The 25,836-nt window shown below is 61.5% G+C and carries 27 protein-coding genes and 1 pseudogene; 8 read left to right on the top strand and 20 right to left on the bottom strand.

Features of this window, described 5'->3' with window-relative positions; genetic code table 11:
- The 6 genes from AC3ZU9_RS26865 to exbB all read right to left on the bottom strand — a co-directional run.
- A partial coding sequence (locus tag AC3ZU9_RS26865) for an aminoacyl-tRNA deacylase and HDOD domain-containing protein (RefSeq protein ID WP_490091574.1) occupies positions 1 to 1,070 on the bottom strand: 1,070 nt, incomplete at its 3' end.
- A gap of 77 nt (positions 1,071 to 1,147) precedes the next feature.
- Positions 1,148 to 3,223 carry an ATP-dependent DNA helicase RecG gene (recG, locus tag AC3ZU9_RS26860; protein ID WP_064053279.1) on the bottom strand — a complete coding sequence of 692 codons (2,076 nt, stop codon included), beginning with the start codon at positions 3,221 to 3,223 and terminating at the stop codon, positions 1,148 to 1,150.
- 8 nt (positions 3,224 to 3,231) lie between these two features.
- Positions 3,232 to 4,152, bottom strand: coding sequence for a hydrogen peroxide-inducible genes activator (locus AC3ZU9_RS26855; protein ID WP_015886540.1), 921 nt, complete (start codon positions 4,150 to 4,152; stop codon positions 3,232 to 3,234).
- 168 nt (positions 4,153 to 4,320) lie between these two features.
- Entirely contained in the window at positions 4,321 to 5,070 is a 750-nt protein-coding gene (locus AC3ZU9_RS26850) for a TonB family protein (protein WP_015886539.1), read from the bottom strand.
- Complete coding sequence (gene exbD / locus AC3ZU9_RS26845) at positions 5,067 to 5,492, bottom strand: TonB system transport protein ExbD (protein ID WP_003195519.1); 426 nt, start codon at positions 5,490 to 5,492, stop codon at positions 5,067 to 5,069. Before exbD ends, AC3ZU9_RS26850 begins: the two co-directional genes overlap by 4 nt.
- 6 nt (positions 5,493 to 5,498) lie before the next feature.
- Positions 5,499 to 6,467, bottom strand: coding sequence for a tonB-system energizer ExbB (exbB, locus tag AC3ZU9_RS26840; RefSeq protein ID WP_046034851.1), 969 nt, complete (start codon positions 6,465 to 6,467; stop codon positions 5,499 to 5,501).
- Positions 6,468 to 6,653: 186 nt separating this feature from the next.
- Here exbB and AC3ZU9_RS26835 point away from each other — a divergent pair, with 186 nt between their 5' ends.
- Positions 6,654 to 7,505, top strand: a complete 852-nt coding sequence (locus AC3ZU9_RS26835) for an SDR family oxidoreductase (protein WP_043206063.1) — start codon at positions 6,654 to 6,656, stop codon at positions 7,503 to 7,505.
- 125 nt (positions 7,506 to 7,630) lie between these two features.
- Here the strand turns inward: AC3ZU9_RS26835 and AC3ZU9_RS26830 are convergent, their stop codons facing one another.
- The 6 genes from AC3ZU9_RS26830 to AC3ZU9_RS26805 form a co-directional block, all read right to left on the bottom strand.
- Positions 7,631 to 8,374 (bottom strand): hypothetical protein, encoded by a 744-nt coding sequence (locus AC3ZU9_RS26830; RefSeq protein WP_093542663.1) that lies wholly within the window; start codon positions 8,372 to 8,374, stop codon positions 7,631 to 7,633.
- Positions 8,375 to 8,430: 56 nt separating this feature from the next.
- Complete coding sequence (locus AC3ZU9_RS26825; protein WP_003176922.1) at positions 8,431 to 8,811, bottom strand: RidA family protein; 381 nt, start codon at positions 8,809 to 8,811, stop codon at positions 8,431 to 8,433.
- Between the two features lie 36 nt (positions 8,812 to 8,847).
- The gene (gene spoT, locus AC3ZU9_RS26820; protein ID WP_015886535.1) at positions 8,848 to 10,953 is read right to left on the bottom strand and encodes a bifunctional GTP diphosphokinase/guanosine-3',5'-bis pyrophosphate 3'-pyrophosphohydrolase; all 2,106 of its coding nucleotides are present in this window, start codon (positions 10,951 to 10,953) and stop codon (positions 8,848 to 8,850) included.
- 60 nt (positions 10,954 to 11,013) lie between these two features.
- On the bottom strand, positions 11,014 to 11,277 hold the full coding sequence (gene rpoZ, locus AC3ZU9_RS26815; protein WP_003176920.1) for a DNA-directed RNA polymerase subunit omega: 264 nt from the start codon (positions 11,275 to 11,277) through the stop codon (positions 11,014 to 11,016).
- Between the two features lie 167 nt (positions 11,278 to 11,444).
- A complete protein-coding gene (gmk, locus tag AC3ZU9_RS26810) occupies positions 11,445 to 12,065 on the bottom strand; it encodes a guanylate kinase (RefSeq protein WP_010168203.1) in 621 nt (206 codons plus the stop codon).
- A gap of 10 nt (positions 12,066 to 12,075) precedes the next feature.
- Positions 12,076 to 12,939: a YicC/YloC family endoribonuclease gene (locus AC3ZU9_RS26805; RefSeq protein ID WP_490091573.1), complete on the bottom strand. Its 864-nt coding sequence runs from the start codon at positions 12,937 to 12,939 to the stop codon at positions 12,076 to 12,078.
- Between the two features lie 185 nt (positions 12,940 to 13,124).
- Here AC3ZU9_RS26805 and rph point away from each other — a divergent pair, with 185 nt between their 5' ends.
- Together rph and AC3ZU9_RS26795 are read left to right on the top strand one after the other, a co-directional pair.
- A complete protein-coding gene (gene rph, locus AC3ZU9_RS26800) occupies positions 13,125 to 13,847 on the top strand; it encodes a ribonuclease PH (protein WP_010207511.1) in 723 nt (240 codons plus the stop codon).
- A 22-nt stretch (positions 13,848 to 13,869) separates the two neighbouring features.
- The gene (locus AC3ZU9_RS26795; RefSeq protein ID WP_046034853.1) at positions 13,870 to 14,238 is read left to right on the top strand and encodes a DUF4870 domain-containing protein; all 369 of its coding nucleotides are present in this window, start codon (positions 13,870 to 13,872) and stop codon (positions 14,236 to 14,238) included.
- A gap of 58 nt (positions 14,239 to 14,296) precedes the next feature.
- Here the strand turns inward: AC3ZU9_RS26795 and crc are convergent, their stop codons facing one another.
- On the bottom strand, positions 14,297 to 15,076 hold the full coding sequence (gene crc / locus AC3ZU9_RS26790; protein WP_003195493.1) for a catabolite repression control protein Crc: 780 nt from the start codon (positions 15,074 to 15,076) through the stop codon (positions 14,297 to 14,299).
- A gap of 82 nt (positions 15,077 to 15,158) precedes the next feature.
- On the opposite strand from crc, the gene pyrE reads away from it, so the two are divergent.
- Entirely contained in the window at positions 15,159 to 15,803 is a 645-nt protein-coding gene (pyrE, locus tag AC3ZU9_RS26785) for an orotate phosphoribosyltransferase (RefSeq protein WP_003195489.1), read from the top strand.
- A gap of 206 nt (positions 15,804 to 16,009) precedes the next feature.
- Here pyrE and argB read toward each other — a convergent pair whose 3' ends face one another.
- The 5 genes and pseudogenes from argB to coaBC all read right to left on the bottom strand — a co-directional run bounded on the left by argB (position 16,010) and on the right by coaBC (position 20,266).
- On the bottom strand, positions 16,010 to 16,915 hold the full coding sequence (argB, locus tag AC3ZU9_RS26780; protein WP_015886532.1) for an acetylglutamate kinase: 906 nt from the start codon (positions 16,913 to 16,915) through the stop codon (positions 16,010 to 16,012).
- Between the two features lie 19 nt (positions 16,916 to 16,934).
- Positions 16,935 to 18,356: pseudogene (locus AC3ZU9_RS26775) on the bottom strand (phosphomannomutase/phosphoglucomutase); the annotation flags it as partial.
- Positions 18,329 to 18,529 carry a hypothetical protein gene (locus tag AC3ZU9_RS26770; protein ID WP_490091572.1) on the bottom strand — a complete coding sequence of 67 codons (201 nt, stop codon included), beginning with the start codon at positions 18,527 to 18,529 and terminating at the stop codon, positions 18,329 to 18,331. The pseudogene AC3ZU9_RS26775 and the gene AC3ZU9_RS26770, both read right to left, overlap by 28 nt.
- Before the next feature lie 67 nt (positions 18,530 to 18,596).
- Positions 18,597 to 19,052, bottom strand: coding sequence for a dUTP diphosphatase (gene dut / locus AC3ZU9_RS26765; protein WP_010207501.1), 456 nt, complete (start codon positions 19,050 to 19,052; stop codon positions 18,597 to 18,599).
- Between the two features lie 5 nt (positions 19,053 to 19,057).
- The gene (coaBC, locus tag AC3ZU9_RS26760) at positions 19,058 to 20,266 is read right to left on the bottom strand and encodes a bifunctional phosphopantothenoylcysteine decarboxylase/phosphopantothenate--cysteine ligase CoaBC (RefSeq protein WP_015886530.1); all 1,209 of its coding nucleotides are present in this window, start codon (positions 20,264 to 20,266) and stop codon (positions 19,058 to 19,060) included.
- Between the two features lie 152 nt (positions 20,267 to 20,418).
- Here coaBC and radC point away from each other — a divergent pair, with 152 nt between their 5' ends.
- Complete coding sequence (gene radC, locus AC3ZU9_RS26755; protein ID WP_015886529.1) at positions 20,419 to 21,093, top strand: RadC family protein; 675 nt, start codon at positions 20,419 to 20,421, stop codon at positions 21,091 to 21,093.
- A 56-nt stretch (positions 21,094 to 21,149) separates the two neighbouring features.
- Here radC and AC3ZU9_RS26750 read toward each other — a convergent pair whose 3' ends face one another.
- Complete coding sequence (locus tag AC3ZU9_RS26750) at positions 21,150 to 22,742, bottom strand: ABC transporter substrate-binding protein (protein WP_093542657.1); 1,593 nt, start codon at positions 22,740 to 22,742, stop codon at positions 21,150 to 21,152.
- 458 nt (positions 22,743 to 23,200) lie between these two features.
- Here AC3ZU9_RS26750 and rpmB point away from each other — a divergent pair, with 458 nt between their 5' ends.
- Both rpmB and rpmG read left to right on the top strand, forming a co-directional pair.
- Entirely contained in the window at positions 23,201 to 23,434 is a 234-nt protein-coding gene (rpmB, locus tag AC3ZU9_RS26745) for a 50S ribosomal protein L28 (RefSeq protein WP_003176907.1), read from the top strand.
- 11 nt (positions 23,435 to 23,445) lie between these two features.
- The gene (gene rpmG / locus AC3ZU9_RS26740; protein ID WP_003176906.1) at positions 23,446 to 23,601 is read left to right on the top strand and encodes a 50S ribosomal protein L33; all 156 of its coding nucleotides are present in this window, start codon (positions 23,446 to 23,448) and stop codon (positions 23,599 to 23,601) included.
- Between the two features lie 71 nt (positions 23,602 to 23,672).
- Here the strand turns inward: rpmG and AC3ZU9_RS26735 are convergent, their stop codons facing one another.
- On the bottom strand, positions 23,673 to 24,035 hold the full coding sequence (locus AC3ZU9_RS26735) for a cupin domain-containing protein (protein WP_015886527.1): 363 nt from the start codon (positions 24,033 to 24,035) through the stop codon (positions 23,673 to 23,675).
- 230 nt (positions 24,036 to 24,265) lie between these two features.
- Here AC3ZU9_RS26735 and AC3ZU9_RS26730 point away from each other — a divergent pair, with 230 nt between their 5' ends.
- On the top strand, positions 24,266 to 25,759 hold the full coding sequence (locus AC3ZU9_RS26730) for an aldehyde dehydrogenase (RefSeq protein WP_015886526.1): 1,494 nt from the start codon (positions 24,266 to 24,268) through the stop codon (positions 25,757 to 25,759).
- Positions 25,760 to 25,836: the final 77 nt, after the last annotated feature.

Genomic DNA, 25,836 nt, shown 5'->3' with positions numbered 1-25,836 from the left:
TAGCTGTGGCACAGGTGCGGGTTGACCTCCAGGTGGCGGCAGATCAGCGAGAAGTGCGGCGGGAACACGTGGGCCAGCAGCAGGTAACCGAAGTTGTGCAGCAGACCAGCCAGGTAGGTCAGGCCGGCTTCCGGGCGCTGGGCGCGGGGCATGGCGCGGGTCAGGCCTTCGATCACGGCGGCGGTGTAGATGGACTGGTGCCAGTATGGCGTGGCCTGGTGTGGGTGGTCCTTGGGCAGGCTCAGGGTTTTGCCCAGGGCCAGGCCCAGCGCCAGGTTGATCACCAGGTCAAAGCCCAGCACGCGTACGATGGCATCTTCCACGGAGCGGATCTTGCCCGGCGACGCGTAGTAGGGCGACGCGGCCCAGCTCACCACTTGCGCGGCCAGGGACGGGTCGGTCTCGACCACGCCGGTGATGTCATCGATGGTGGCATTGGGGTCGACGCGCAACTTGATGATCTTCTGCGCGGTGTCGGCCAGCGGTGGAATCTCGATGGTCGCTTCCAGGCGTTGCTGGATGCGGCGCGCGGTGAACGCTTGCATCGCCTGGGTGATTTCCTCGCGGTCGTCGTTTGGGCGGTCGAGGTTCGGGCGAATGTTGCTCAGCGGCTCGCCGAATTGAGCGGCGCTGGCCTTGGTCAGCATGGTCTTGAAGTCGTCGCTGGCGATTTCCAGCAGCAGCCCGGCTTCGCCCGAATGCACCAGCAGGTTCGGCTCATTGAGCAGGCTGCCTTCGTACAGGCACGGTGAGCTGGTGAGGGGCGGCAGGCCTGGCAGCAGGCTCAGGTCATGCTTGCCCAGCATGCGCGCGACACGCTCCGGCGACACGGCAATGAGGCGGCGACCGGTCAGTTCGGTGAGGCGGTTGAGGTCGAGCAACTGGTTCTGCGGGAACAGCACCATCAGTGCGCCCACCGCATCTTCCAGCAACACAGCCTGGACCTTTCGCGCAGGATTCAGGCCCGGTAGATCCGCGACTTCCGTATAGGGGATGGCGAGTTTTGCGAGCAGAGCCCGAATGACCGGCGGGGCGGTCAGTGGGGCTGTGGCGAGGGCAACTTCTGACATGGCCTGATCCAATTTCTTACAGTCATTGGAGTATAACCAGCTTGCTACCTATGTTGGTCGGTTAAGTGAGTCAGGCGTCACACTTGGCCGTATTGCTGCCCATGGCGCAACCAGCGATTCAGCAACGGGCTGACATGCTCCGGCCAACGTTCGAGCAAGGCTTGCGCGGCATCGCGTACGGCGGGCAGTAAATCGGCGTCGCGCATCAGGTCGGCGACCTTGAATTGCAGCAGGCCGGTCTGGCGGGTGCCGAGCATTTCGCCGGGCCCACGCAGTTCGAGGTCCTTCTCGGCGATGACAAAACCGTCGTTGGTTTCGCGCATGATGCCCAGGCGCTGACGACCGATCTGCGACAGTGGCGGGTGGTAGAGCAGCACACAATGGCTGGCCGCGCTGCCCCGGCCGACACGTCCGCGCAACTGGTGCAACTGCGCCAGGCCGAGGCGCTCGGGGTTTTCGATGATCATCAGGCTGGCGTTGGGCACGTCCACGCCTACTTCGATCACCGTGGTGGCCACCAGCAGTTGCAGATTGCCGGCCTTGAACTCGGCCATTACCGCAGCCTTTTCCGCAGGCTTCATGCGCCCGTGGATCAGCCCGACCTTAAGCTCGCCGAGGGCGCTGGTCAGGTCTTCGTAGGTGGTTTCGGCGGCCTGGCAGGTCAGCTCTTCGGACTCTTCGATCAGCGTACAGACCCAGTAGGCCTGGCGACCTTCGGCACAGGCGCCGCGCACGCGTTCGATCACTTCGACACGCCGGGTGTCGGTGACCAGTACGGTGTTGACGGGCGTACGGCCAGGCGGCAGTTCGTCGAGGATCGAGGTGTCGAGGTCGGCGTAGGCGCTCATGGCCAGCGTGCGCGGGATCGGTGTGGCGGTCATGATCAACTGGTGCGGGTTCATGCGCCCGCCCACGCCTTTCTGGCGCAGGGCCAGGCGCTGCTGCACGCCGAAGCGGTGCTGTTCGTCGATGATCACCAGGGCCAGGTTCTTGAACTGCACCTCGTCCTGGAACAGCGCGTGGGTGCCCACCACCATCGGTGCGCCGCCGGCGATCTGTTCGAGTGCGGCTGCGCGGTTCTTGCCTTTGAGCTTGCCGGCCAACCAGGCGACTTCCAGGCCCAGCGGTTCGAGCCAGCGCTTGAAGGTGATGAAGTGTTGCTCGGCCAGGATCTCGGTCGGCGCCATCAGCGCCACTTGGTAACCGGCTTCCAGCGCTTGCAGCGCGGCGAGGGCGGCGACCACGGTTTTGCCCGCGCCGACGTCGCCCTGGATCAGGCGCAGCATCGGTTCTTTCTGGCTGAGGTCATAGGCGATCTCGTTACCCACGCGCTGCTGGGCGCCGGTCGGGGCAAAACCGAGGTTGGCCAGGTACTGCGCGGGCAGCCGCGTGGCCTTGGGCATCGCTGGCGCGCGCAGGGAGCGCATGCTTTCGCGCAGGCGTTGCTGGGACAGTTGATGGGTCAGCAGCTCTTCGAAGGCCAGGCGGTGCTGGGCCCAGTGATGACCGAGGGCCAGTTCGTCGACATCGGCGTCGGCGGGCGGGTGATGCAGGTAGCGAATCGCATCGTCCAGCGGCGCCAATTGATAGTCGCGAGCCAGTTCCTCAGGCAGCCAGTCGGGCAGGCTTTTCGGGCCGAGCATCGTCAGCGTCTGCATGCACAGCTGGCGCAGGCGTTGCTGGGTCAGGCCTTCGGTGAGCGGGTAGATCGGGGTGAGCGTGGTGTCGACCGGAGGCGGTTCATCCCCGGTGATGGCGCGGTATTCCGGGTGATAGATCTCCAGGCCTGACGCACCGGGCCGCGCTTCGCCGTAGCAGCGCACGCGGGTGCCGCGCTTGAGGCCTTCCTTCTGCGCGTTGCTGAAATGGTAGAAACGCAGGCTGAGGCCGCCGGTACCGTCCTGAAGTCGCACGACCAAGCTGCGGCGTTTGCCCATGACCACGTCGGCACCGCTGACGGTGCCTTCGACCACCGCATCCTGCCCAGGGCGTAACTGGCCGATGGGCACTACGCGGGTGCGGTCCTGATAGCGCAAGGGCAGGTGGAACAGCACGTCCTGGAGGTTCTCCAGGCCGACCTTGGCCAGCTTCTCGGCCATGGCTTCACCGACACCCTTGAGTGCCGTCACCGACACCTGCGACAGCTCTGTCATACCCTTGCTTAACTCGCAGCAGGCGGCTTGGCCACCGAACACAGGCGGATCGAGTCGGCGAGGATCTCAATGGCTTTTGGCCGTGGGAAGCTGGCGCGCCAGGCGATCGCCACGGTGCGGAACGGCACTGGCGGCGTGAGTGGGCGCACTTCGATCACGCCGGGGGCGTAGTGATGGCTGTCCACCGCAGACAGCGGCAGGATCGAGATGCCCAGGCCCGACGCGACCATGTGCCGAATGGTTTCCAGGGAGCTGGATTCCACGGTGGTGTGCTTGGCGCCGTCGTTGCCTTTGGTCAGGGTCGGGCAGGCTTCGAGGACCTGGTCGCGGAAGCAGTGACCTTCGCCGAGCAGCAGCAGGCTCTTGTCGTTGAGCAGGCCGGCGTCGATGGTGTCTTTCTGCGTCCACGGGTGGGAGGCCGGCATCAGCACGTAGAACGGCTCGTCGTAGAGCGGCAGGGTCAGCACGTCGGCTTCATTGAACGGCAGGGCGATGATGATTGCGTCCAGCTCGCCGTTGCGCAGTTTGTCGCGCAGCACGTGGGTGAAGTTTTCTTCGATATACAGCGGCATCTGCGGCGCGACGCGGTGCAGTTGCGGAATCAGGTGCGGGAACAGGTACGGGCCGACGGTGTAGATGGCGCCGACTTTCAGCGGTGCGGTCAGCTGGTTCTTGCCCGCCTGAGCCAGCTCGCGAATACTCTGTGCTTGCTCCAGCACCTTCTGTGCCTGGGCCACAATACCTTCACCCACCGGGGTGAGGCGCACGGCGCTCTTGCTGCGCTCGAAAATCAGCACACCGAGTTCGTCTTCAAGCTTTTTCACGCCCACCGACAGCGTCGGCTGGCTGACGTGGCAACGCTCGGCCGCGTGGCCGAAATGCTGCTCTTGGGCGAGGGTAACGATGTAGCGTAATTCTGTAAGAGTCATAGCGGGCGTCCATGAGGTTGCGGGCCAAGCATACCGGCTGCAATCGATAGACGCACGTTATCAGAAGTTTGGTAGGGATTGAGCGGGGAGTAGTCGGGAATTTTCTTGTGCGATGCAACCAAAATGTGGGAGGGGCAAGCCCCTTCCCACATTGCTTCCTGTGTGCCTTTAGCGGCGGCGTTTCTCGATGTTGTACACGAACGGTGCAACGATCTCGATGCTGCCACCTTTGAGCATGTCCGCCGGCGGCTTGGGCAGCGGCTGGGCACGACGGATCATGTCCAGCGTGGCACGGTCCAGGTCGGCGTTGCCGGAGCGGCCCACCAACTCGTAGGACAGCACGTTACCGTCGGCATCCACCACGAACTTCAGGCGGTTCAAGCCTTCCTTGCCACGGGCCTGGGCACCTGGCGGGTATTTCTTGTACTTCTGCAAGTGTGCCAGCAGGGTGCCTTCCCAGGACGCTTTGGCGGCGATCTGTTGTGGCGACGGGCCAGGTACCGGTTGGGCCGATTTTTCAGCCGGCGCTTGGGTCGGCGGAGCGTCGCTCGGCGGGTCCTCGGAGGGTTTCTCCTTGGGCGGCTCGATCTTCTTCTCCACCGGCTTGGGCGGCTGCGGTTTAGGCTTGGGCTTGACCGGCTTGGGCACCTGGATTGTCGGCTTGGGGGCCTCGGCCAGTTTCGGCAGGGGCAGCTCTTCTACCGGTGCAGGCGGTTGCGGCGGCGTTACCACTTTGGGCGGTGCCGGCGGTGGTGGCGCTGGCATCGGGGCCAGGTCGATGACCATGGCGGCCGGTGGCAACTGCACCGTGCGCGGCGCCGACCAATGAAGCGCGATAGCAATCGCGATGGCATGCACGCCCAGTACGACGGCGAGGCTGGTGCCATAACGCGTCAGTTTGTGGCGCGTCGTGATCATTTCTTGGCTGCCGTCTCAAGTCCGACCAGGCCTACCTTGAGGTAGCCGGCTGCCCGCAGGGCATCCATCACGCTCATCAGGTCGCCGTAGTCCACGCCCTTGTCGGCCTGGAAGAAGATCGTCGTGTCTTTTTTGCCTTGGGTCTTGGCGTCGAGCACCGGCCCCAAGGTTTCAGCCTTGACCTCCTCTTCGCCCAGGAACAGGCGTTGGTCCGCCTTGACGCTGAGGAAGATCGGTTTCTCTGGTCGCGGTGCCGGCTTGGCGCTGGACGCGGGCAGGTCAACCTTGATGTCCACGGTGGCCAACGGTGCCGCCACCATGAAGATGATCAGCAGCACCAGCATCACGTCGATAAACGGTGTGACGTTGATTTCGTGGTTCTCGACGAGTTCGTCGTCGCCTTGATTCAAATGCAGGCCCATGGCCGATTACCCCACTTTCACCATGTGCGGTTGCGAGCTGCGCTCGGTAGGCAGGTGATCGAGGTCGCGGCTGACCAGCAGCAGGACTTCCGCCGACGCGTCCGATACCTGGGCCTTATAGCCGGCAATCGAACGGGCAAAGACGTTGTAGATCACCACCGCAGGAATCGCGGCAACCAGGCCCAGGGCGGTCGCCAGCAGGGCTTCGGCGATGCCGGGGGCAACGACGGCGAGGTTGGTGGTCTGGGTTTTAGCGATGCCGATGAAGCTGTTCATGATGCCCCACACGGTACCGAACAGGCCGACGAAGGGCGCAGTGGAACCAATGGTCGCCAGCACGCCGGTGCCGCTGCTCATGTTACGACCGCAGGCCGCCACCAGGCGCTCCAGGCGGAAGGCCACACGTTCCTTGATGCCTTCTTTTTCGCGGGCGTTGGCCGACAGGCGCATTTCTTCCAGCGCGTCGTGCACCAGCGTGTTGGCCAGGGTGCCTTTCTTGGTCGCGCTTTCGCTGGCTTCCTTGAGGGTGGTGGCCTTTTTCAGGTGGACGATTTCGTTACGCAGACGGCGTTTGGCGCCCAGCAGCTCGAAGCCTTTGGCGATCCAGATGGTCCAGGTGATGATCGAGGCGATGGCCAGGCCGATCATGACGGCTTTCACCACCACGTCAGCGTTCTGGTACATGCCCCATGGCGACAGGTCGTGGGCCATGCCCAGGGTGTTGTCTTCTTCCAGCACCACACCGGTGTCGTCGGCGGAGGCTGGATCAGCAGCCTGGGCCGGGTCGGTGGCAGCGGGCGCTGTAGCAGGCGCTGCCGGTGCTGCGGCTGCAGGCGGGGTAGCGGGGGCGGTGGCATCAGCGAAGGCGGCGGTCGGTGCCAGCAGTACGCTGAACAGCAGCGCAGCAATCGCGCGCCAGGCGCGGGATGGGCTGTGACGCTTGGTTGGCGAAGCGGGGGTTGTATTACGTGTCATGCTGGCCGGACCTGAGTAAAAAAATGAGTGATCGTCCTTCCAGACCCAGGGGTCGAGGACAAATGGGCGGTTATTATTGCAAGTAATTCTTGTTAACAGAAGTAATACAGTAACTTTATTTGCCCTTTTTCTGGCCGACGGTCATCTGCGAAGGCTAACCTAGACCTTTCAGTAGGGAGTTTTGTGATGTCAGCGCCTTCGGTTGTGATTGCGGGTTGTGGCGATGTGGGGAGTCGGCTGGCCAGCCAGTTGCTCGCCTCCGGATGGGAGGTGCATGGCCTGCGCCGCGATGTTTCGCGGCTTCCCGACGGCGTGATTGGCATCGCCGGCGACCTGTTCAAGAAAGATTGCCCTGACACCTGGCCGATCGGCGGGGTGGATTACCTGGTGTACTGCGCCGCCGCGACGGATCACGACGAAGCCGGTTATCGCGCCGCTTACGTACAAGGGCTGAAACATGTACTGGAGTGGTTGGGCGACTATGGCCAGGAGCCCAAGCACCTGCTGTTTGTCTCCAGCAGCAGCGTCTACGGGCAGCAGAATGGCGAGTGGGTCGACGAAACGTCGGAGACTCAGGCGAAGGGGTATTCCGGGCAAGTGATGTTGGAGGCCGAGCAAGTGGCGCTTAACAGCGGCATCCCGGCCAGCATTGTCCGCCTGACCGGCATCTACGGTCCGGGCCGCGAATGGCTGCTGACCCAGGTCCGCCAAGGCTACCGTGTAGCAGTCGACCCACCTTTATATGGCAACCGCATTCACGCGGAGGACGCAGCGGGTTTGCTGGCGTTTTTGTTGCGGCACGTGGAAAGCGGCGGCGCGTTGGACAAGGTCTACATCGGCGTTGATGATGCGCCCGCGCCACTGGCCGAAGTGGTGGGCTGGTTGCGCGAATTCCTTGGGGTGACCGAGTGGGCTGAGGACGCCAGTGTGCGGCGGGCGGGCAGCAAGCAGTGCAGCAATGCCCGGGCGAAAGCGTTGGGTTGGACGCCGACCTACCCGACTTATCGCGAAGGCTATGCTGCGATCCTCAAGGGCTGAAACGCAGTCAAAAAATGTGGGAGGGGGCTTGCCCCCGATAGCGGAGTGTCAGCCACAGTTGTATTAGCTGATGTACTGCAATCGGGGGCAAGCCCCCTCCCACATTTGGATTTGCGGCATGGCGGCTATTGTTTTACCAGCAGCCATTGACGGGGGCCGGGGGTGAACTGCGGTACTTCGTCGGCCTGCGCGGTATTCACCGCCTGGAAAATCTCCAGTTGCTTGCCTTTGCGCACGAAAATCCACGGGTTGCCCTGGCCATTCAGTTGCAGCCAGATACTGTCGTAGCCGCCGCTCATTGAGGCGCAGTCACCCGCCAGGCACAGCGAGTACCGATCGACATTCGGCAGGCCCGCGACCTTGCCGTCGGCCTGGAACTGTACGATGGCGCCGCTGCCGAAGCCGTCGGCGATCTTCCAGTCGCCGCCCATGTAGGCCGCGTACAGCGCGCGTTCGAAGTTGGCGCCAATGGGCGCACCGTCCGGCGCGGGCTCTTTGGCGCGGGCAAACAGCTGTTCAGGCTCGTTGTCGTTGGCCACTTGCAGCAGTTGCTTGCCTTTGCGCTTGAGTTCGGTGGCGGAACTGCCGTAGAAGTCCACGCTCCAGGCGCCGGATTTTTCACCCAGCAACTTGCCTTCGGCCACTTCAAAACCGTTGTAATAGCGCGCTTGCGAGGCCTTGGAATTGACCTCCCACTCGAGGTTCGGGCCAAAGCTCTGCAAGGCTTCACGCAAAGGGCCGCCCTTGGCTGCCGCATCGATGGCGGCCTGGTTGATCCAGGTGCCGCTCACATCCAGGTCCGCAGGGTTGCTGGCGCAGCCGCTAAGCAACAGGGCGAGCATTGATGAGGCTACAAGCGCTTTGCGCATCATGAAATCCTTTCGAAACGAAGTCGGCGCAGCCTGTGCGGGCTGCGCCGGGTGTTTTACTCGATGACCAGAATGGCGTCCATCTCAACCTGTGCACCCTTGGGCAGGGCGGCAACACCGATGGCGGCGCGGGCTGGGTAGGGCTGTTCGAAGTACTTGCCCATGATCTCGTTGACCTTGGCGAAGTGGCTCAGGTCGGTGAGGAAGATGTTCAGCTTGACGATGTCTTTGAACGAACCGCCAGCGGCTTCAGCAACCGACTTGAGGTTTTCGAAGACCTGTACGGTCTGTGCTTCGAAGCCTTCCACCAGTTCCATGGTCTTTGGGTCCAATGGGATCTGGCCGGACATGTAGACGGTGTTGCCCGCCTTGATCGCCTGGGAGTAAGTGCCGATGGCAGCAGGGGCTTTGTCGCTGGTGATAACAGTCTTGGTCATGAATGACTCCTTGTAATAAGTGGGCTCGCTGAAGCGCTATGCGCGCATGCGGGTGATGCGGATGACCCCGGTCAAGGCACGCAGTTTCTTGATCACGCGGGCCAGGTGCACGCGGTCGTGGACGCTGACCACAAGCTGGACCACGCTGATACGGCCATCGCGCTCGTCCATGCTGATTTTCTCGATATTGCCGTCGGCCGCATTGACGCTGCTGGCGAGCAGGGCGATCAGGCCGCGCTGGTGTTCGAGCTCCACCCGCAGCTCGACGTTGAATTCGCCGGTGACGTCCTTGGCCCAGGACAGCTGGATGCATTTTTCCGGGTTGTGACGGATTTCGGTGATGTTGCGGCAGTTGTCCAGGTGCACCACCATGCCTTTGCCCGCCGACAAGTGGCCGACAATCGGGTCGCCTGGGATCGGCGTGCAGCACTTGGCGTAGCTGAGCACCAGGCCCTCGGTGCCGCGAATCGCCAGCGGGCCTTCCGGGCTTGGCAGCTGTTCGCCTTCGCCGAGCAGGCGGCGTGCGACGACATAAGCCATGCGGTTGCCCAGGCCGATATCTTCCAGCAGGTCTTCGATGGTTTCCTGGCGGTACTCGTGGAGCATCGCTTGCACGCGCTCTTGCGGGATCTTGTCCAACGCACTGTCGAAACCGTTGAGCACCTTGTTCAGCAGGCGTTCGCCCAGGCTGATGGACTCGGAACGGCGCTGCAGTTTCAAGGCGTGACGGATGTGCGTGCGCGCCTTGCCGGTAACCACAAAGTTGAGCCACGCCGGGTTCGGGCGAGCGCCTGGAGCGCTGACGATCTCGACCGTGGAGCCGCTTTGCAGCGGTTCGGACAGCGGTGCGAGACGGCGATTGATCCGACAGGCGATGCAGCTGTTGCCCACGTCGGTGTGCACGGCGTAGGCAAAGTCGACAGCGGTGGAGCCTTTGGGCAGCTCCATGATCCGACCTTTGGGCGTGAACACGTAGACCTCGTCCGGGAACAGGTCGATCTTCACGCTTTCGATGAATTCCAGGGAATTGCCGGCACGTTGCTGCATTTCCAGCACGCCCTTGACCCACTGGCGGGCGCGAGCATGAGTGCCCTTGGGCTGCTCGTCGCCGCTGGATTTGTACAGCCAATGGGCGGCGATGCCGTTGTTGGCCATCTCTTCCATTTCGCGGGTGCGGATCTGGATCTCGATCGGCACCCCGTGCATACCGAACAGCGTGGTATGCAGCGACTGGTAGCCGTTGGCCTTGGGAATCGCGATGTAGTCCTTAAAGCGGCCCGGCAGGGGTTTGTACAAATTATGCACAGCGCCCAGCACACGGTAGCAGGTGTCGACCTTGTCGACGATGATCCGGAACGCGTACACGTCCATGATCTCGTTGAAGGCCCGGCGCTTGCCGCGCATCTTTTTGTAGATGCCGTAGATGTGTTTTTGTCGGCCGCTGACTTCGCCCTCGATCTCGTCGATCGCCAGGCAATGGCTCAGCGACTCTTCGATCTTGTTGACGATTTCCTTGCGGTTGCCCCGTGCGCGCTTGACCGCCTGGTAGATGCGCGCCGAACGCATCGGGTGCATGGCCTTGAAACCGAGGTCTTCGAATTCGATACGAATGGCGTGCATGCCCAGCCGGTTGGCGATGGGCGCGTAGATTTCCAGGGTTTCCTTGGCGATGCGCCGACGTTTTTCGCCGGACAGCACTTCCAGCGTGCGCATGTTGTGCAGCCGGTCGGCCAGCTTGACAAGGATCACGCGGATGTCGCGTGCCATGGCCATGGCCATCTTCTGGAAGTTTTCCGCCTGGGCTTCGGCCTTGGTCTCGAAGTTCATCTGGGTCAGTTTGCTGACCCCGTCGACCAGTTCGGCCACGGTTTCGCCAAATTGCGCGCTGAGCGCTTCCTTGGCGATGCCGGTGTCTTCGATCACGTCATGCAGCATCGCGGCCATCAGGCTCTGATGGTCCATGTGCATGTCGGCCAGAATATTTGCCACCGCAAGAGGGTGGGTGACATACGCCTCGCCACTGCGGCGGCGTTGGCCGTCGTGGGCTTGTTCGGCGTAGAAATACGCTCGGCGGACCAGGTTAACCTGGTCTGGGCCGAGGTAGGTCGATAAGCGATCGGCGAGGGCGTCTATGCTCGGCAAAGGATGAACTCCTGCCGTTGGCTGTGACCCCGCGCCGTGCTACGTCGACCAGACATAGGCTTAGACGGCCTCGTTGGACTCGTCCTCGAACGCTGCAAACAGCGGTTCGTCTTCAACGATTTCAGCGTTGGCGATGAACTCGTAGCTCATCAGGCCTTCAGCGATTTCACGCAGGGCTACAACGGTAGGCTTGTCGTTTTCCCACTGGACCAACGGCTCTTTGCCGCCAGTGGCCAGTTGACGGGCACGCTTGGTAGAGAGCATGACCAGCTCAAAGCGGTTATCCACGTGTTCTAGGCAGTCTTCAACGGTTACGCGGGCCATGGTATTCCTCGGAGCGAATGCAAGATGCGCGCTGCCCGGTTGGGCGAGCGGACTAAACAGTTTAAAAAATCACCAGCGTTTAGGGAAGCGCTGATTTTTCGCAGGCCCTCGCAAAACCGCTACAAGCGCCAATGTAAAGCCCTTGCAGCGGTTTTGGGAAGAGCCAATCAGCCGAGCAATTCGGCGAGTAATTTGCCGAAACGCTGCTGTTGGCGTTTTTGCTGGAGCTGATTGGTGCGGAAAATCGCCTTCAAATCATCCAGTGCATGGGCAAAATCGTCGTTGATGATCAGGTAGTCGTAGTCGACGTAGTGGCTCATTTCGCTGACGGCTTCACGCATGCGGCCTTCGATGATCTCGTCACTGTCCTGGCCACGGTTGGTCAAGCGCTGGTGCAACGCCTCCAGGGACGGCGGCAGGATGAAGATCGAACGCGCCTTGGGCATCAACTGGCGCACTTGTTCGGCGCCCTGCCAGTCGATTTCCAGGATCAGGTCGTGGCCTTCGTCCAGAGTCTGCTGCAAGTGGCTCTGCGACGTGCCGTAGAGGTTGCCGAACACTTCGGCGCGCTCGAGGAAGTCGCCATGTTCGATCATCTTGACGAACTCGGTGCGCTCGACGAAGTGATAGTGCACGCCGTTCACCTCACCCGGGCGCATGGCGCGAGTGGTGTGGGAGACCGAGATGCGGATCTGCTCGTCAGCGTCGGTCAGGGCCTTGACCAGGCTGCTCTTGCCCGCGCCCGAAGGGGCGGAAATGATGTAAAGGGTGCCGGTGCTGTGGGTCATGGAGGTTGCCTTACTCAATATTCTGTACTTGTTCGCGCATCTGCTCGATCAACACTTTGAGGTTGACCGCCGCCGTGGTGCTGCGCGGATCGAAAGCCTTGGAGCCCAGTGTATTGGCTTCGCGGTTGAGTTCCTGCATCAGGAAGTCCAGGCGCCGACCGGCGGCACCGCCGGACTTGAGCACGCGGCGCACTTCAAGGATGTGGGTGCTCAGGCGGTCGAGTTCTTCGGCGACGTCGCTCTTCTGCGCCAGCAGGACCATTTCCTGCTCCAGGCGTGTCGGGTCAAGGTCGGCCTTCATGTCGGCGAAGCGGTCGAGCACCTTCTGGCGCTGGGTGGCAAGCATCTGCGGGACCAGCTCACGCAGGGTGACCACGTCTTCTTCGATGGAGGTCAGGCGCTCGTTGATCAGGCGTGCCAGCTCGGCGCCTTCGCGCTCGCGGCCGGCCTTGAGCTCCTTGAGGCCCTGGTTGAACAGGGCCAGGGCTTCGGCATTGAGTGTCTGCGGGTCGGTGGCGTCGGCCACCAGTACACCGGGCCAGGCCAGCACTTCCAGGGGGTTGAGCGCGGCCGGCTGCTTGATCAGGCCGGCGATGGTTTCGGCGGCGGCCACCAGTTGCGCGGCACGATCACGGTCGACCTGCAGCGGCTTGCCGGTGGTTTCTTCGGTAAAGCGCAGGGTGCATTCCAGCTTGCCGCGGGAAATGCCCTGGCGCAGCGCTTCACGCACGGCGCCTTCGAGGTCGCGGAATGACTCCGGCAGGCGCAGGTGCGGCTCCAGGTAGCGGCTGTTGACCGAGCGCAGTTCCCAGCTCAGGGTGCCTTGTACGCCGGCTTTTTCGACGCGGGCGAAGGCGGTCATGCTGTGCACCATGGAGGTACCTCGCGTTGCAGTCCCGCAAACACGGGCTGATGGTTAAGAAGGCGCAGGATTGTAGCGCAGTGGGAGGAGCGCGCCCAAACCGAGCATTCGTAACCGGATTTTTTAGCAGTGCCCCGAACCGTTTCACGGCTCTATAATGCTCGGCAGTTTTTCGTCCTCAGTACAGGTGTCTCCCTATGAAACGTCCAAGTGGTCGCGCTGCCGATCAGCTCCGCTCGATCCGCATCACCCGCAACTACACCAAACACGCCGAGGGGTCTGTACTGGTCGAGTTTGGCGATACCAAGGTTATCTGCACTGTCAGCGTTGAAAACGGCGTACCGCGGTTCCTTAAAGGCCAGGGCCAGGGTTGGTTGACCGCCGAGTACGGCATGCTGCCGCGCGCCACCGGCGAGCGTAACCAGCGTGAAGCCAGCCGTGGCAAGCAAGGCGGTCGCACCCTGGAAATCCAGCGTTTGATCGGCCGTTCCCTGCGCGCAGCCCTGGACATGTCCAAGCTGGGCGACGTGACCCTCTACGTCGACTGCGATGTGATCCAGGCCGACGGCGGCACCCGTACCGCGTCCATCACCGGCGCCATGGTGGCCTTGGTCGACGCACTGAAAGTGATCAAGAAGCGCGGCGGCCTGAAAGCGGGCGACCCGCTCAAGCAGATGATCGCTGCCGTATCGGTAGGCATGTACCAGGGCGAGCCAGTGCTGGACCTGGACTACCTGGAAGACTCGGCCGCCGAGACCGACCTGAACGTGGTCATGACCAGCACCGGTGGTTTCATCGAAGTGCAGGGCACTGCCGAAGGTGCGCCATTCCAGCCGGCCGACCTGAACGCCATGCTGGCCCTGGCCCAGAAAGGCATGACCGAGATTTTCGAACTGCAGAACGCCGCCCTGGCTGACTGAGTCGGCCTCAAGGAGAAACGCCATGAATGACAACCAGATGCCAGTGCCTACGCCTTCCTACGAAGTGCGCCAGGGGGCAATGTTGTGCCATCTCGCGGCGTTTCTGGGGTTTGTGTTCCCCTTCGGCAGTGTCGTGGGGCCGCTGATCCTGTGGCAGATGAAGAAAGAAGTGGACCCGTTCATTGATGATCAGGGCAAGGAAGCCCTGAACTTCCAGATCACCGTGGCCATCGCCTGGATAGCTTGCATCGTGCTGGCCTTCGCGGTGATTGGCTTTTTCCTGATGTTCGCCCTGGCGATCGCCACGGTGGTGCTGACCATCATTGGTAGCATCAAGGCCAACAAGGGGATCGCCTATCGCTATCCGCTGACTTGGCGCGTGATCAAATAATGAACAGGCACAAAAAAACCGACAGCGATGTCGGTTTTTTTGTGCCTGGAAAAAGACCTCAGATGGTCAATGTCCAGTCGTAGTCCACGATCAGCGGCGCGTGCTGCGAGAAGCGTGGCTGGCGCGGCAGGCGTGCGCTGCGAACGAACCGGCGCAGGCCGGGGGTCAGCAACTGGTAGTCGAAACGCCAGCCCAGGTTGAGCATCTCAGCCTGTTCGTTATCCGGCCACCAGCTGTACTGGTCGCCTTCGCGGCTGACTTCGCGCAGCGCGTCGACATAGCCCATGTTGCCGACAATCTCGTCCATCCAGGCGCGTTCCGGCGCCAGGAAGCCTGGAGATTGCTGGCTGTCGCGCCAGTTCTTGATATCCAGCTTCTGTTGCGCCACGTACAGCGAGCCACAATAAATGTACTCGCGACGTTTGCGCCGCTGTTTGTCCAGATAACGGGCGAAATCGTCCATTAGCTTGAACTTCTGGTTCAAGTCTTCATCGCCGTTCTGCCCCGAAGGGAGCAGCAAGGTCGCGATGCTGACCTTATCGAAATCGGCTTGCAGGTAGCGCCCGTAGCGGTCGGCTGTCTCGAAGCCGAGGCCGCTGATGACCGCCTTGGGTTGCAACCGCGAATACAAAGCCACGCCACCTTGGGTGGGCACTTCGGCATCGCAGGCATAAAGGAAGTAGCCATCCAGTTGGAAGGCTGGGTCGTCCAGTTCAAAGGCGGAGGCGCGGGTATCCTGCAGGCAGATGACGTCGGCATTCTGGGCTTGCAGCCAACTGAGCAAACCACGCTCGACTGCAGCCTGAATACCATTAACGTTCACACTGATGATCCGCATAAATGGCCCCAAAAATCGCGTGCGTGTATGATACACGCCGTCTACCTAATTAGCTAAATCCGTGGTATCTGAGGCTTTTTTCATGCAGGCGTATCAACGCGATTTCATTCGTTTTGCCATCGATCGCGGCGTTTTGCGCTTCGGTGAGTTCACCCTCAAGTCCGGGCGCACCAGCCCGTACTTCTTCAATGCGGGCTTGTTCAACTCCGGTTCGGCCCTGGCTCAGCTGGGTCGTTTCTATGCGGCAGCCATCGTTGAAAGCGGTATTTCCTTTGATGTGTTGTTTGGCCCAGCCTACAAGGGCATTCCCCTGGCCGCCGCGACAGCCGTGGCCCTGGCTGAACATCACGGGCAGGACCTGCCGTGGTGCTTCAACCGCAAGGAGGCCAAGGCCCATGGCGAAGGCGGGAGCCTGGTGGGCGCACCGCTGACCGGCGACGTGCTGATCATCGACGACGTGATCACCGCTGGCACCGCCATCCGTGAGGTGATGCAGATCATCGCCTCCCAGGACGGCGCCAAAGCTGCCGGCGTGTTGATCGCGCTGAACCGCCAGGAACGTGGCAACGGTGAGTTGTCGGCGATCCAGGAAGTGGAGCGTGATTTCGGTATTCCGGTGGTGAGCATCGTGTCGCTGAACCAGGTGCTGCAGTTCCTGGAAGATGACCCGCAGCTCAAGCAGCATTTGCCGGCGGTGCGTGCATACCGCGAGCAGTTCGGCGTCTGACACAGAGCCCCCTTGTGTGTGAGGGCTAGTGTGGGAGGGGGCTTGCTCCCGATGGCGGTGTATCAGTTGGTATTTTTCAGCACTGACCCACCGCTATCGGGAGCAAGCCCCCTCCCACATTTGGATCACCGCAAGGCTCAAGTTAATCGCCTGTATAAAAAAGCCCTGCTCAATCAGATTGAGCAGGGCCTTTTTGTGTGTGGCGTTTAAGGACGCTTGCGGTTACTGATCAGGGTGCCCACACCGGTATCGGTGAAGATTTCCAGCAGGATCGCATTCGGCACCCGGCCGTCGAGGATCAGCGAGCTGCCCACGCCGCCTTGCACCGCTTCCAGCGCGCAACGGATCTTCGGCAGCATGCCACCGTAGATGGTGCCGTCGGCGATCAGCTCGTCGACCTGTTGGGTCGTCAGGCCGGTCAATACCTTGCCTTCCTTGTCCATCAAGCCGGCGATGTTGGTCAGCAGCATCAGCTTTTCAGCCTTCAGCGCTTCAGCCACCTTGCCGGCCACCAAGTCGGCGTTAATGTTGTAGGACTCGCCATTGGCGCCCACGCCGATCGGTGCGATCACGGGAATGAAGTCGCCCTTGACCAGCAGGTTCAGCAGGTCGGTATTGATACCGATCACTTCGCCTACCTGGCCGATGTCGATGATTTCCGGCTGGGTCATTTCCGGCGTCTGACGGGTCACGGTCAGTTTTTTCGCACGGATCAGCTCCGCATCCTTGCCGGTCAGGCCGATGGCGCTGCCGCCGTGGCGGTTGATCAGGTTGACGATGTCCTTGTTGACCTGGCCACCGAGGACCATCTCCACCACGTCCATGGTCTGCGCGTCAGTGACGCGCATGCCATCGATGAAGTGACTCTCGATCGACAAACGCTTGAGCAGGTCGCCGATTTGCGGGCCGCCACCGTGGACCACTACTGGGTTGATCCCCACGGCTTTCATCAACACGATGTCGCGGGCAAAGCCGGTTTTCAGCTCGTCGCTTTCCATGGCATTGCCGCCGTACTTGATCACCAGCGTCTTGCCGACGTAGCGTCGAATGTAAGGCAACGCTTCGGAAAGGACCTTGGCGGTATTGGCAGCGGCTTCGCGTTCGAGGGTCATTCAGGGCTCCGGTAAAAAATCAGAACGGTAATTGGAGATCAGGGGCAACACGTTTCAACTGGGCGTGGAACACGTCCTTGATGCGCTGCAACTCAGCCTCGGTATCCGCCTCGAAACGCAGGACCAGCACCGGTGTGGTGTTGGACGCGCGAACCAGGCCCCAGCCTTTGGCGTAATCGACTCGCACACCATCAATGGTGGTCAGGTTGGCGCCTTCGCCCCATTGCGCATCGTGCAGTGCGTCAATGATGCTGAATTTGCTCTCCTCGGTCACATGGATATTGATCTCTGGCGTAGAAATATCGTTCGGGAAGGTCTGGAACAGCTCTTCGGCGGTGGATTTTTCCTTGCTGAGGATCTCCAGCAAGCGTGCGGCACTGTAAATGCCGTCGTCAAAGCCGAACCAGCGCTCCTTGAAGAACACGTGACCACTCATTTCGCCGGCCAACAGCGCGCCGGTTTCTTTCATTTTCTTTTTGATCAACGAGTGACCGGTCTTCCACATTAGCGGGCGACCACCGTATTCCTTGATCAGCGGCGTGAGGCGGCGGGTGCACTTCACGTCGAAGATGATCTCGGCGCCTGGGTTACGCGCTACCACGTCGCGGGCAAACAGCATCAGCAGGCGGTCCGGGAATACGATTTCACCGGTTTCAGTCACCACCCCCACGCGGTCGCCGTCGCCGTCAAAGGCCAGGCCGACGTCAGCCCCGGTTTCCTTGACCTTGGCGATCAGGTCAACCAGGTTTTCAGGCTTGCCCGGATCCGGGTGGTGGTTGGGGAAGTTGCCGTCGACCTCGCAGAACAAGGGGATCACTTCGCAGTTTAGGGCTTCGAGCAGCTGCGGGGCGATCACGCCGGCCGCGCCGTTGCCGCAGTCCACCACCACTTTCAGGCGGCGCTCAAGTTTGACGTCACGGGTGGTTTCGTCAGAGTAGCGCTGCAAGATGTCGACTTTGGTGATGGTGCCCTTACCGCTGGTCAGGTCGTTGGTTTTCAGGCGGTTGTGCAGGGCCTGGATCTGTTCGTTGGCCAGGGTGTCGCCAGCGATGACGATCTTGAAACCGTTGTAGTCCGACGGGTTATGGCTGCCCGTGAGCATCACCCCGGACTTGCCGGCCAGTACGTTGGCTGCGTAGTACAGCGCTGGGGTCGGCACCAGGCCGACATCACTCACATGGCAACCGCTGTCGGCCAGGCCCTGGATCAGTTGTTCCACCAACTCCGGGCCGGACAGGCGACCGTCACGGCCGACCGACACATTGGGCTCATCCTGGGCCAGGCTCTGTGAGCCGATGGCGCGGCCAATCCAGTAGGCGGTTTCGGCAGTCAGCGTCTTAGGCACCACGCCACGGATGTCGTAGGCGCGAAAGATGCTGTCGGGGAATGTCGGGGCTACTCGGGCTGCGGTACTCATCGCGGGGGGAAACTCCATCTGAAGGGGGCAAGGCTGGCCTTAATGTGGCTGACCGGCAGGCTCAAACTGAAGGGTATGACGGTGTTTTCGGCAGAGAGTTCGTGGTGCAAAAGTGCCAGCAGCGTGCTGGCTTTGTCCTGATTTTTACGTAATTCATTGATTTCTATGGGGAAATCTCGCTGATAAAGTCCGCGCATTCTTCGTCCTGAAAAGCCTTGCGGTGGCGTCGGGCCGGGCAACGACGCCCGGCCAGATTCAGCTTAGTCAGTGACTGCCGGAATGCCCAAAGCCGCCTGCGCCACGCTGGGTCTCATCAAACTCTTCTACCAGTTCAAAGTGCGCCTGCACCACCGGTACCAGTACCAGCTGGGCGATTCGCTCGCCGACGGCGATGTTGAACGCGGTCTGGCCACGGTTCCAGCACGACACCATCAGCTCGCCCTGGTAGTCCGAGTCGATCAGGCCCACCAGGTTGCCCAGCACGATGCCGTGTTTGTGGCCCAGGCCGGAGCGCGGCAGGATCAGCGCCGCCAGGCCAGGGTCGCCGACGTAGATCGACAGGCCGGTCGGGATCAGGAGGGTCTGGCCCGGCTCAAGCACGGTGTCTTCCTTGAGCATGGCGCGCAGGTCGAGGCCGGCGGAGCCCGGTGTGGCGTAGGCCGGCAGTGGGAATTCGTTGCCGATGCGTGGATCGAGGATCTTGGCTTGCAAAGCGTGCATGGAAATTAAACCTGGTTCAGCCGTTGGGCGATAAAAGAGATCAGTTGGCGGGCAATCTTGCCCTTGCTGGTCTGGGCGAAAAGGGTGGCGTGCAGCTCGCGGTCGATCACGCTGCAGGCGTTTTCCTCGCTGTTGAAGCCGATGCTCGGGTTGGCGACATCATTGGCCACGATCAGGTCGAGGTTTTTGTCTTTCAATTTGCGTGCGGCGTAATCCAGCAAATGCTCGGTCTCGGCGGCGAAGCCGACGCTGAACGGACGGTCCGGACGCGTGGCGATGGTGGCCAGGATGTCTGGGTTGCGCACCATTTGCAGGAGCAGGCCATCACCGCTTGTAGGGTCTTTCTTGAGTTTTTGCGGGGCGACGACTTCCGGGCGGTAGTCCGCAACCGCTGCCGAGGCGATAAACAGGTCGCACGGAATAGCGGCCTCACAGGCCGCCAGCATGTCGCGGGCGCTGACTACGTCGATTCGCGTGACCCGATCAGGGGTCGGCAAATGCACCGGGCCGGTGATCAAGGTGACACGTGCGCCTGCCTCGACCGCCGCTTCGGCCAAGGCGAAGCCCATTTTTCCTGAGCTATGGTTGGTGATGTAGCGCACCGGGTCGATGTTTTCCTGGGTCGGGCCAGCCGTAATCAGCACGTGCTTGCCGGTCAGGGCCAGGTGCTGGAAGCACTCGGCGGCGCACAGCGCCAGGTCGGTGGCTTCGAGCATCCGGCCCATGCCGACGTCGCCGCAGGCTTGGCTGCCGGACGCCGGGCCGAACACCTTGAGGCCACGGCTTTGCAGGAGTTGAGTGTTGGCCTGGGTGGCCGGGTCGCGCCACATGGCCTGGTTCATGGCCGGGGCGATGGCGACGGTGGCGTCGGTGGCCAGTACCAGGGTGGTCAGCAGGTCATCGGCAATGCCTTGGGCCAGTCGCGCGATCAGGTCGGCGGTGGCGGGGGCGATCAGCACCAGGTCGGCCCATTTGGCCAGCTCGATATGGCCCATGGCGGCTTCGGCCGCGGGGTCCAGCAGGTCCAGGTGAACCGGGTGCCCGGACAACGCCTGCATGGTCAGTGGAGTAATAAACTCACTGCCGCCGCGCGTCATGACCACGCGCACTTCGGCGCCCTGGTCCAGGAGCCTGCGGACCAGCTCTGCGCTCTTGTAGGCGGCAATGCCGCCGCCAACGCCGAGAACGATGCGTTTCCGATACAGACGCTGCATTGGTTTGCCTTTCCAGTTCAGTGATGCCAGTTCAGTGACGCCTGCGATGCCCCCTCCCCAGGGGAAATCACATGCAAAAAAGAGGGCCTACGATAACACAGCGTCCGCGAGTCAACAGCGGTGCACATGGCGTATAGGGAGAGGGAGCAGGGATGAGTATTCGCGATTGGCCGGCGGCGGAGCGGCCGCGAGAAAAGCTTTTGGAATGGGGCGCGGCGAGTCTGTCGGATGCCGAGCTGCTGGCGATCTTCTTGCGTACAGGGGTTTCCGGCAGGAGCGCAGTGGACCTGGCGCGCCATCTGTTGGCGCAATTCGGCGGCTTGCGCCCGTTGTTGGAGGCCAGTCAGGCACTGTTCAACCAACAATTGGGCTTGGGGCCGGCGAAGTTTGCCCAGTTGCAGGCGGTACTGGAAATGGCCAAGCGGCACATGGCCGAACGCCTGCGACATGACTCGGTGCTGGAGAGCCCGAAGGCCGTGCGCGATTACCTCAAAGCCATGCTGCGGCACGAGCCCCACGAAATCTTCGGCTGTCTGTTCCTTGATTCAAGGCACAGGGTGCTGGGTTTCGAGGCCTTGTCCCAAGGCACCATCGACGCGGCGATGGTTTACCCCCGGCAGGTGGTCAAGCGCGCCCTGGCCTATAATGCGGCGGCGCTGATCCTTTGCCATAACCATCCTTCCGGCAGCCTTGAGCCGAGCGCAGCTGATCGAAAATTGACCAAGTTGCTGCAAAAGGCCTTGGAAGTGGTGGATGTGCGAGTCCTCGATCACATCATCGTAGGGGACGGCGACCCGTTGTCGATGGCGGAATATGGGTGGCTGTAGAGGCAGCAAATGAACGGGTGAAGCTGCAAGCCTCAAGTGGGCTTGCAGCGTGCAGCTTAGGGCTTGACGCTGACCTTCGAGAAATCCTGGCGCCCGAATGGGCTCACCTGGTAGCCCTCGACATTCTTCCGAGCCAGGGCAAACGCCGTAGGGTGCGCGAGCGGCAGCCACAGTGCCTGCTGCTGGATCTGCGCCTGGGCCTGCTGGTAGAGCTTGCTGCGCACCCCTTGCTCGCTGGTGGTCTTGCCGGCGCTGATCAGCTTGTCCAGCGTTGGGTCGCAGTAGCGGGCGAAGTTGGTGCCGGATTTCACTGCCGCGCACGAGAACTGCGGGGTCAGGAAGTTATCCGGGTCACCGTTGTCGCCGGCCCAGCCCATGAACAGCAGGTCGTGTTCGCCGGCTTTGGCGCGGCGGATCAGCTCGCCCCATTCGATCACACGGATCTCGGCCTGGATGCCGACCTTGGCCAGGTCAGCCTGCAGCAGTTGGGCACCGAGGTTCGGGTTGGGGTTCAGCAGGCTGCCGGTGGGGCGGGTCCAGAGGGTGGTCTTGAAACCCTCCTTCAGACCGGCGCGGTCCAGCAGTGCCTTGGCCTTGGCAAGGTCCTGCGGGTAACCGGGCAAGTCCTTGGCGTAGCTCCAGGTGTTGGGCGGGTAAGGGCCATTGGCGGCCTCGGCGGTCCCTTCAAACACGGCTTTGAGGTAGCTGCCCTTGTCGAAGGCCAGGTTGATCGCCTGGCGCACTTCAGGTTTGTCCAGGGGCGGGTGCTGGCTGTTGATGGCCACGAAGGCGGTCATGAAGGCAGCGGTTTTCTCGACCTTGAGCGCCGGGTCTTTTTCGGCCTCGCCCACGTCCAGCGGCTTGGGCGACAGGGCAATCTGGCATTCATCACGGTGCAGCTTCTGCAGGCGCACGTTGGCGTCCGGGGTGATGGCGAAGATCAAGTTATCCACAGCCGGTTTGCCGGCGAAGTAGTCCGGGTTGGCTTTGTAGCGCACCACGGCGTCTTTCTGGAAACGGCTGAAGATGAACGGACCGGTGCCGATCGGTTGGCTGTTGAGCTTTTCCGGCGTGCCAGCCTTGAGCAGTTTATCGGCGTATTCCGCCGGGTAGATCGAGGCAAAACCCATGCTCAGGGCGGCGAGGAAGGTGGAGTCGGCATGGTCCAGGGTGAAGCGCACGGTGAGCGGGTCGAGGGCGTCGATTTTCTTCACCAGCGTCGGCAGTTGCAGCGACTGCGCGTGGGGGAAGCCACTCTGGGCGATCTTGTGCCATGGGTTGGCCGGGTCGAGCATGCGCTCGAAGCTGAAGCGCACGTCTTCGGCGGTCAGGGTGCGGCTTGGGGTGAAGTAATCGGTGCGATGGAATTTCACATCCGGGTGCAGCTTGAAGGTATAGGTCAGGCCATCCGGCGAGACGTCCCAACTGTCTGCCAGGCTGGGCACCAGTTTGCCGCTGGTCGCGTCATAGTCCACCAAGCGGTTCATCAGCACATCGGCCGAGGCGTTGGTGGTGGTCAGCGAGTTGTATTGCACCACATCGAACCCTTCGGGGCTGGCCTCGGTGCAGACGCTCAAATTGCTGGCGGCAGAGGCCAGCGGGGCGATGAATAGAGGGGCTAGCAATAGCGGTAGGGCAGCGAGGCGCATGTTCGGTTTCCTTTGCAGATCGAAGGCCCATCTGCGAGTGCAGTCTGGAAAAGTCCTACCGTAGTGGTCTGATAGGTAAATGACTAGCCCATTTTTGGCTGTGCTTTTGCCCCAAATGCTGTTTTGATGGCGCCTCATCGCGTTTCGTCGAGCACTTCACGGTGTTCGCGCGCGCTGTAAATCATTCTGTGCGACGAGCGGTCGGCTATGACAGCGGCCCCTCCTGGCAGCGGTTCAGGCGTCTGTCGCCAAGATTTACGCCAGTAAAAACACGCGGGCTGTTGTTGCACTGGGGTCTTTCTGGTATAAAGCAGCGCTCTTTTCTAGGGGCCCGGTTCCTTCGCTTGTAGGTGTAGCCGGTAAGACCCTAAAGAAACGCGGCGCCTGGCGCCAAATGACTGAGAGATTAAGCGGCCAACCCATGCCGGGTTGGGCATGTGGTTTTAGAGGGCTGAGGCATGTCGAGAGTCTGTCAAGTTACCGGTAAGGGTCCGGTGACTGGGAATAACATTTCCCACGCAAATAACAAAACCCGTCGTCGTTTCCTGCCGAACCTGCAGCATCACCGCTTCTGGGTTGAAGAAGAGAAACGTTTCGTCCGTCTGCGCGTATCCGCTAAAGGCATGCGCATTATCGACAAGCGTGGCATCACTGTCGTGCTGGCCGAAATCCGTGCCGCTGGCAAGATCTAAGGAGCTCTATCATGCGTGAATTGATTCGAATGATCTCTAGCGCCGGTACTGGTCACTTCTACACTACCGACAAGAACAAGCGTACTACCCCGGACAAGCTCGAAAAGAAAATGTTCGACCCGCGCGTTCGCAAGCACGTGATCTACAAAGAAGGCAAAATCAAGTAATTGATTTTCCTCCTTGTGAAAAAAAGCCCGTATCTCACGATCCGGGCTTTTTTTTGCCTGCGATTTGCCGGTCAGGCTTTCTGTTCGAACACCACGTAGATCTTGCGGCAAGGCTCCAGCACTTCCCAGGTGCCGCTGAAGCCGGCGGGGATCACGAAGCGATCACCCGCGCGCAAGGTCTTGGCATTGCCGTCTGCATCACGTAGCACGGACACACCTTGCACAATCTCGCAGTACTCATGCTCGGTGTAGTTGACCTTCCATTGCCCGACCTCACCTTCCCACACCCCGGCGCTCATCTGGCCGCACGGGCTGTTGTAGTGGTTGTAGATCGTTTGCTCGGGATCACCCTTGAGGATTTTTTCGGCGGCGGGGCGGTAGCGGTCTGGGGCGGTGCTGGCTTGGCTGAAGTCGACGATATCCTGGATGCTCATGTGCGTGTCCCGTCTGGCCTGCGGTTGGAGAGCCCAAAGTCTATGTTTATTAAAATGAACATCGCAAGGGCGTTTTCCTACGTTATGTCAAATATATTGAAACATCCCCAGCCGCTGGTTTAGGGTGGCAGCTGCCTTGAGCCGAACAGCTGGCTGGCGGGGCACGCATTCTTTGAGGCTGCCGGGGGACATCGCCTGGCCCTTGTATTCCATAAGAGGAGGACACTCGCATGACCACCCTGACCCGTGCCGACTGGGAACAACGCGCCAAGGATCTGAAGATCGAAGGCCGCGCCTACATTAATGGCGAGTACACCGCCGCTGTTTCCGGTGACACCTTCGAGTGCATCAGCCCGGTCGATGGTCGCTTGCTGGCCACTGTTGCCAGCTGTGACGCCGTCGACGCCCAGCGCGCCGTTGAAAACGCGCGTGCCACGTTCAACTCCGGTGTGTGGTCGCGCCTGGCGCCAGCCAAACGCAAAGCCACCATGATCCGCTTCGCCGCGTTGCTCAAGGCCAATGCCGAAGAGCTGGCGCTGCTTGAAACCCTGGACATGGGCAAGCCGATCAGCGACTCCCTGAACATCGACGTACCCGGCGCGGCGAATGCCCTGAGCTGGAGCGGCGAAGCCATCGACAAAATCTACGACGAAGTCGCCGCCACTCCGCACGACCAACTGGGCCTGGTGACTCGTGAGCCGGTCGGCGTCGTCGGCGCCATCGTGCCGTGGAACTTCCCACTGATGATGGCCTGCTGGAAACTCGGCCCGGCGCTGTCCACCGGTAACTCGGTGATCCTCAAACCGTCCGAAAAATCCCCACTGACCGCCATCCGTATCGCGGCCCTGGCCGTTGAGGCCGGTATTCCAAAAGGTGTGTTCAACGTGCTGCCGGGCTACGGCCACACCGTGGGCAACGCGCTGGCGCTGCACATGGACGTCGACACCCTGGTGTTCACCGGTTCGACCAAGATCGCCAAGCAACTGTTGATCCGCTCCGGCGAGTCGAACATGAAGCGTGTATGGCTGGAAGCGGGCGGCAAGAGCCCCAACATCGTGTTTGCCGATGCACCGGACCTGCAAGCCGCCGCCGAGTCCGCCGCCGGCGCTATCGCCTTCAACCAGGGCGAAGTCTGCACCGCCGGTTCGCGCCTGCTGGTGGAGCGTTCCATCAAGGATAAATTCCTGCCACTGGTGATCGAGGCCCTCAAGGGCTGGAAGCCAGGCAACCCGCTGGACCCGGCCACTAACGTCGGCGCGTTGGTGGACACCCAGCAGATGAACACCGTGCTCTCGTACATCGAAGCCGGGCATGCCGATGGCGCCAAGTTGGTCGCCGGTGGCAAGCGCACCTTGGAAGAAACCGGCGGTACTTATGTCGAGCCGACGATTTTCGACGGCGTGACCAATGCGATGAAGATCGCCCAGGAAGAGATCTTTGGTCCCGTCCTGTCGGTGATCACCTTCGACAGCGCCGAGGAAGCGGTCAAGATCGCCAACGACACCGTCTATGGCTTGGCCGCCGCCGTGTGGACAGCCGATATCTCCAAGGCGCACCTGACCGCCAAGGCCCTGCGCGCCGGTAGCGTGTGGGTCAACCAATATGACGGCGGCGACATGACTGCGCCGTTTGGTGGCTTCAAGCAATCGGGTAACGGTCGCGACAAGTCGCTGCATGCGTTCGACAAGTACACCGAGCTGAAGTCGACCTGGATCAAGCTCTAAGCCACACCGCTGATCCCCTGTAGGAGCGAGCTTGTGTGGGAGCTGGCTTGCCTGCGATAGCATCACCTAGGTGTGCC

It is taken from the genome of Pseudomonas sp. A39 (assembly GCF_058145955.1).
The sequence above is the reverse complement of the archived record's forward strand: the minus strand, read 5'-3'. Positions and strand labels throughout refer to the sequence as shown.

Excerpts from the sequence above, each read along its gene's own strand:
- AC3ZU9_RS26805 (WP_490091573.1), bottom strand. The coding sequence starts at position 12,939 with ATGGTGCACAGCATGACCGCCTTCGCCCGCGTCGAAAAAGCCGGCGTA.
- AC3ZU9_RS26730 (WP_015886526.1), top strand. The coding sequence starts at position 24,266 with ATGACCACCCTGACCCGTGCCGACTGGGAACAACGCGCCAAGGATCTG.
- rpmB (WP_003176907.1), top strand. The coding sequence starts at position 23,201 with ATGTCGAGAGTCTGTCAAGTTACCGGTAAGGGTCCGGTGACTGGGAAT.
- AC3ZU9_RS26770 (WP_490091572.1), bottom strand. The coding sequence starts at position 18,529 with ATGCGCGGACTTTATCAGCGAGATTTCCCCATAGAAATCAATGAATTA.
- rpoZ (WP_003176920.1), bottom strand. The coding sequence starts at position 11,277 with ATGGCCCGCGTAACCGTTGAAGACTGCCTAGAACACGTGGATAACCGC.
- AC3ZU9_RS26735 (WP_015886527.1), bottom strand. The coding sequence starts at position 24,035 with ATGAGCATCCAGGATATCGTCGACTTCAGCCAAGCCAGCACCGCCCCA.
- gmk (WP_010168203.1), bottom strand. The coding sequence starts at position 12,065 with ATGACCCACAGCACCGGCACCCTTTACATCATTTCCGCCCCTTCGGGC.
- exbB (WP_046034851.1), bottom strand. The coding sequence starts at position 6,467 with ATGACACGTAATACAACCCCCGCTTCGCCAACCAAGCGTCACAGCCCA.
- AC3ZU9_RS26855 (WP_015886540.1), bottom strand. The coding sequence starts at position 4,152 with ATGACTCTTACAGAATTACGCTACATCGTTACCCTCGCCCAAGAGCAG.
- dut (WP_010207501.1), bottom strand. The coding sequence starts at position 19,052 with ATGCACGCTTTGCAAGCCAAGATCCTCGATCCACGCATCGGCAACGAA.
- pyrE (WP_003195489.1), top strand. The coding sequence starts at position 15,159 with ATGCAGGCGTATCAACGCGATTTCATTCGTTTTGCCATCGATCGCGGC.
- recG (WP_064053279.1), bottom strand. The coding sequence starts at position 3,223 with ATGACAGAGCTGTCGCAGGTGTCGGTGACGGCACTCAAGGGTGTCGGT.
- rpmG (WP_003176906.1), top strand. The coding sequence starts at position 23,446 with ATGCGTGAATTGATTCGAATGATCTCTAGCGCCGGTACTGGTCACTTC.
- AC3ZU9_RS26750 (WP_093542657.1), bottom strand. The coding sequence starts at position 22,742 with ATGCGCCTCGCTGCCCTACCGCTATTGCTAGCCCCTCTATTCATCGCC.
- crc (WP_003195493.1), bottom strand. The coding sequence starts at position 15,076 with ATGCGGATCATCAGTGTGAACGTTAATGGTATTCAGGCTGCAGTCGAG.
- radC (WP_015886529.1), top strand. The coding sequence starts at position 20,419 with ATGAGTATTCGCGATTGGCCGGCGGCGGAGCGGCCGCGAGAAAAGCTT.
- exbD (WP_003195519.1), bottom strand. The coding sequence starts at position 5,492 with ATGGGCCTGCATTTGAATCAAGGCGACGACGAACTCGTCGAGAACCAC.
- coaBC (WP_015886530.1), bottom strand. The coding sequence starts at position 20,266 with ATGCAGCGTCTGTATCGGAAACGCATCGTTCTCGGCGTTGGCGGCGGC.
- argB (WP_015886532.1), bottom strand. The coding sequence starts at position 16,915 with ATGACCCTCGAACGCGAAGCCGCTGCCAATACCGCCAAGGTCCTTTCC.
- AC3ZU9_RS26795 (WP_046034853.1), top strand. The coding sequence starts at position 13,870 with ATGAATGACAACCAGATGCCAGTGCCTACGCCTTCCTACGAAGTGCGC.
- AC3ZU9_RS26825 (WP_003176922.1), bottom strand. The coding sequence starts at position 8,811 with ATGACCAAGACTGTTATCACCAGCGACAAAGCCCCTGCTGCCATCGGC.
- AC3ZU9_RS26835 (WP_043206063.1), top strand. The coding sequence starts at position 6,654 with ATGTCAGCGCCTTCGGTTGTGATTGCGGGTTGTGGCGATGTGGGGAGT.
- AC3ZU9_RS26830 (WP_093542663.1), bottom strand. The coding sequence starts at position 8,374 with ATGCGCAAAGCGCTTGTAGCCTCATCAATGCTCGCCCTGTTGCTTAGC.
- rph (WP_010207511.1), top strand. The coding sequence starts at position 13,125 with ATGAAACGTCCAAGTGGTCGCGCTGCCGATCAGCTCCGCTCGATCCGC.
- AC3ZU9_RS26850 (WP_015886539.1), bottom strand. The coding sequence starts at position 5,070 with ATGATCACGACGCGCCACAAACTGACGCGTTATGGCACCAGCCTCGCC.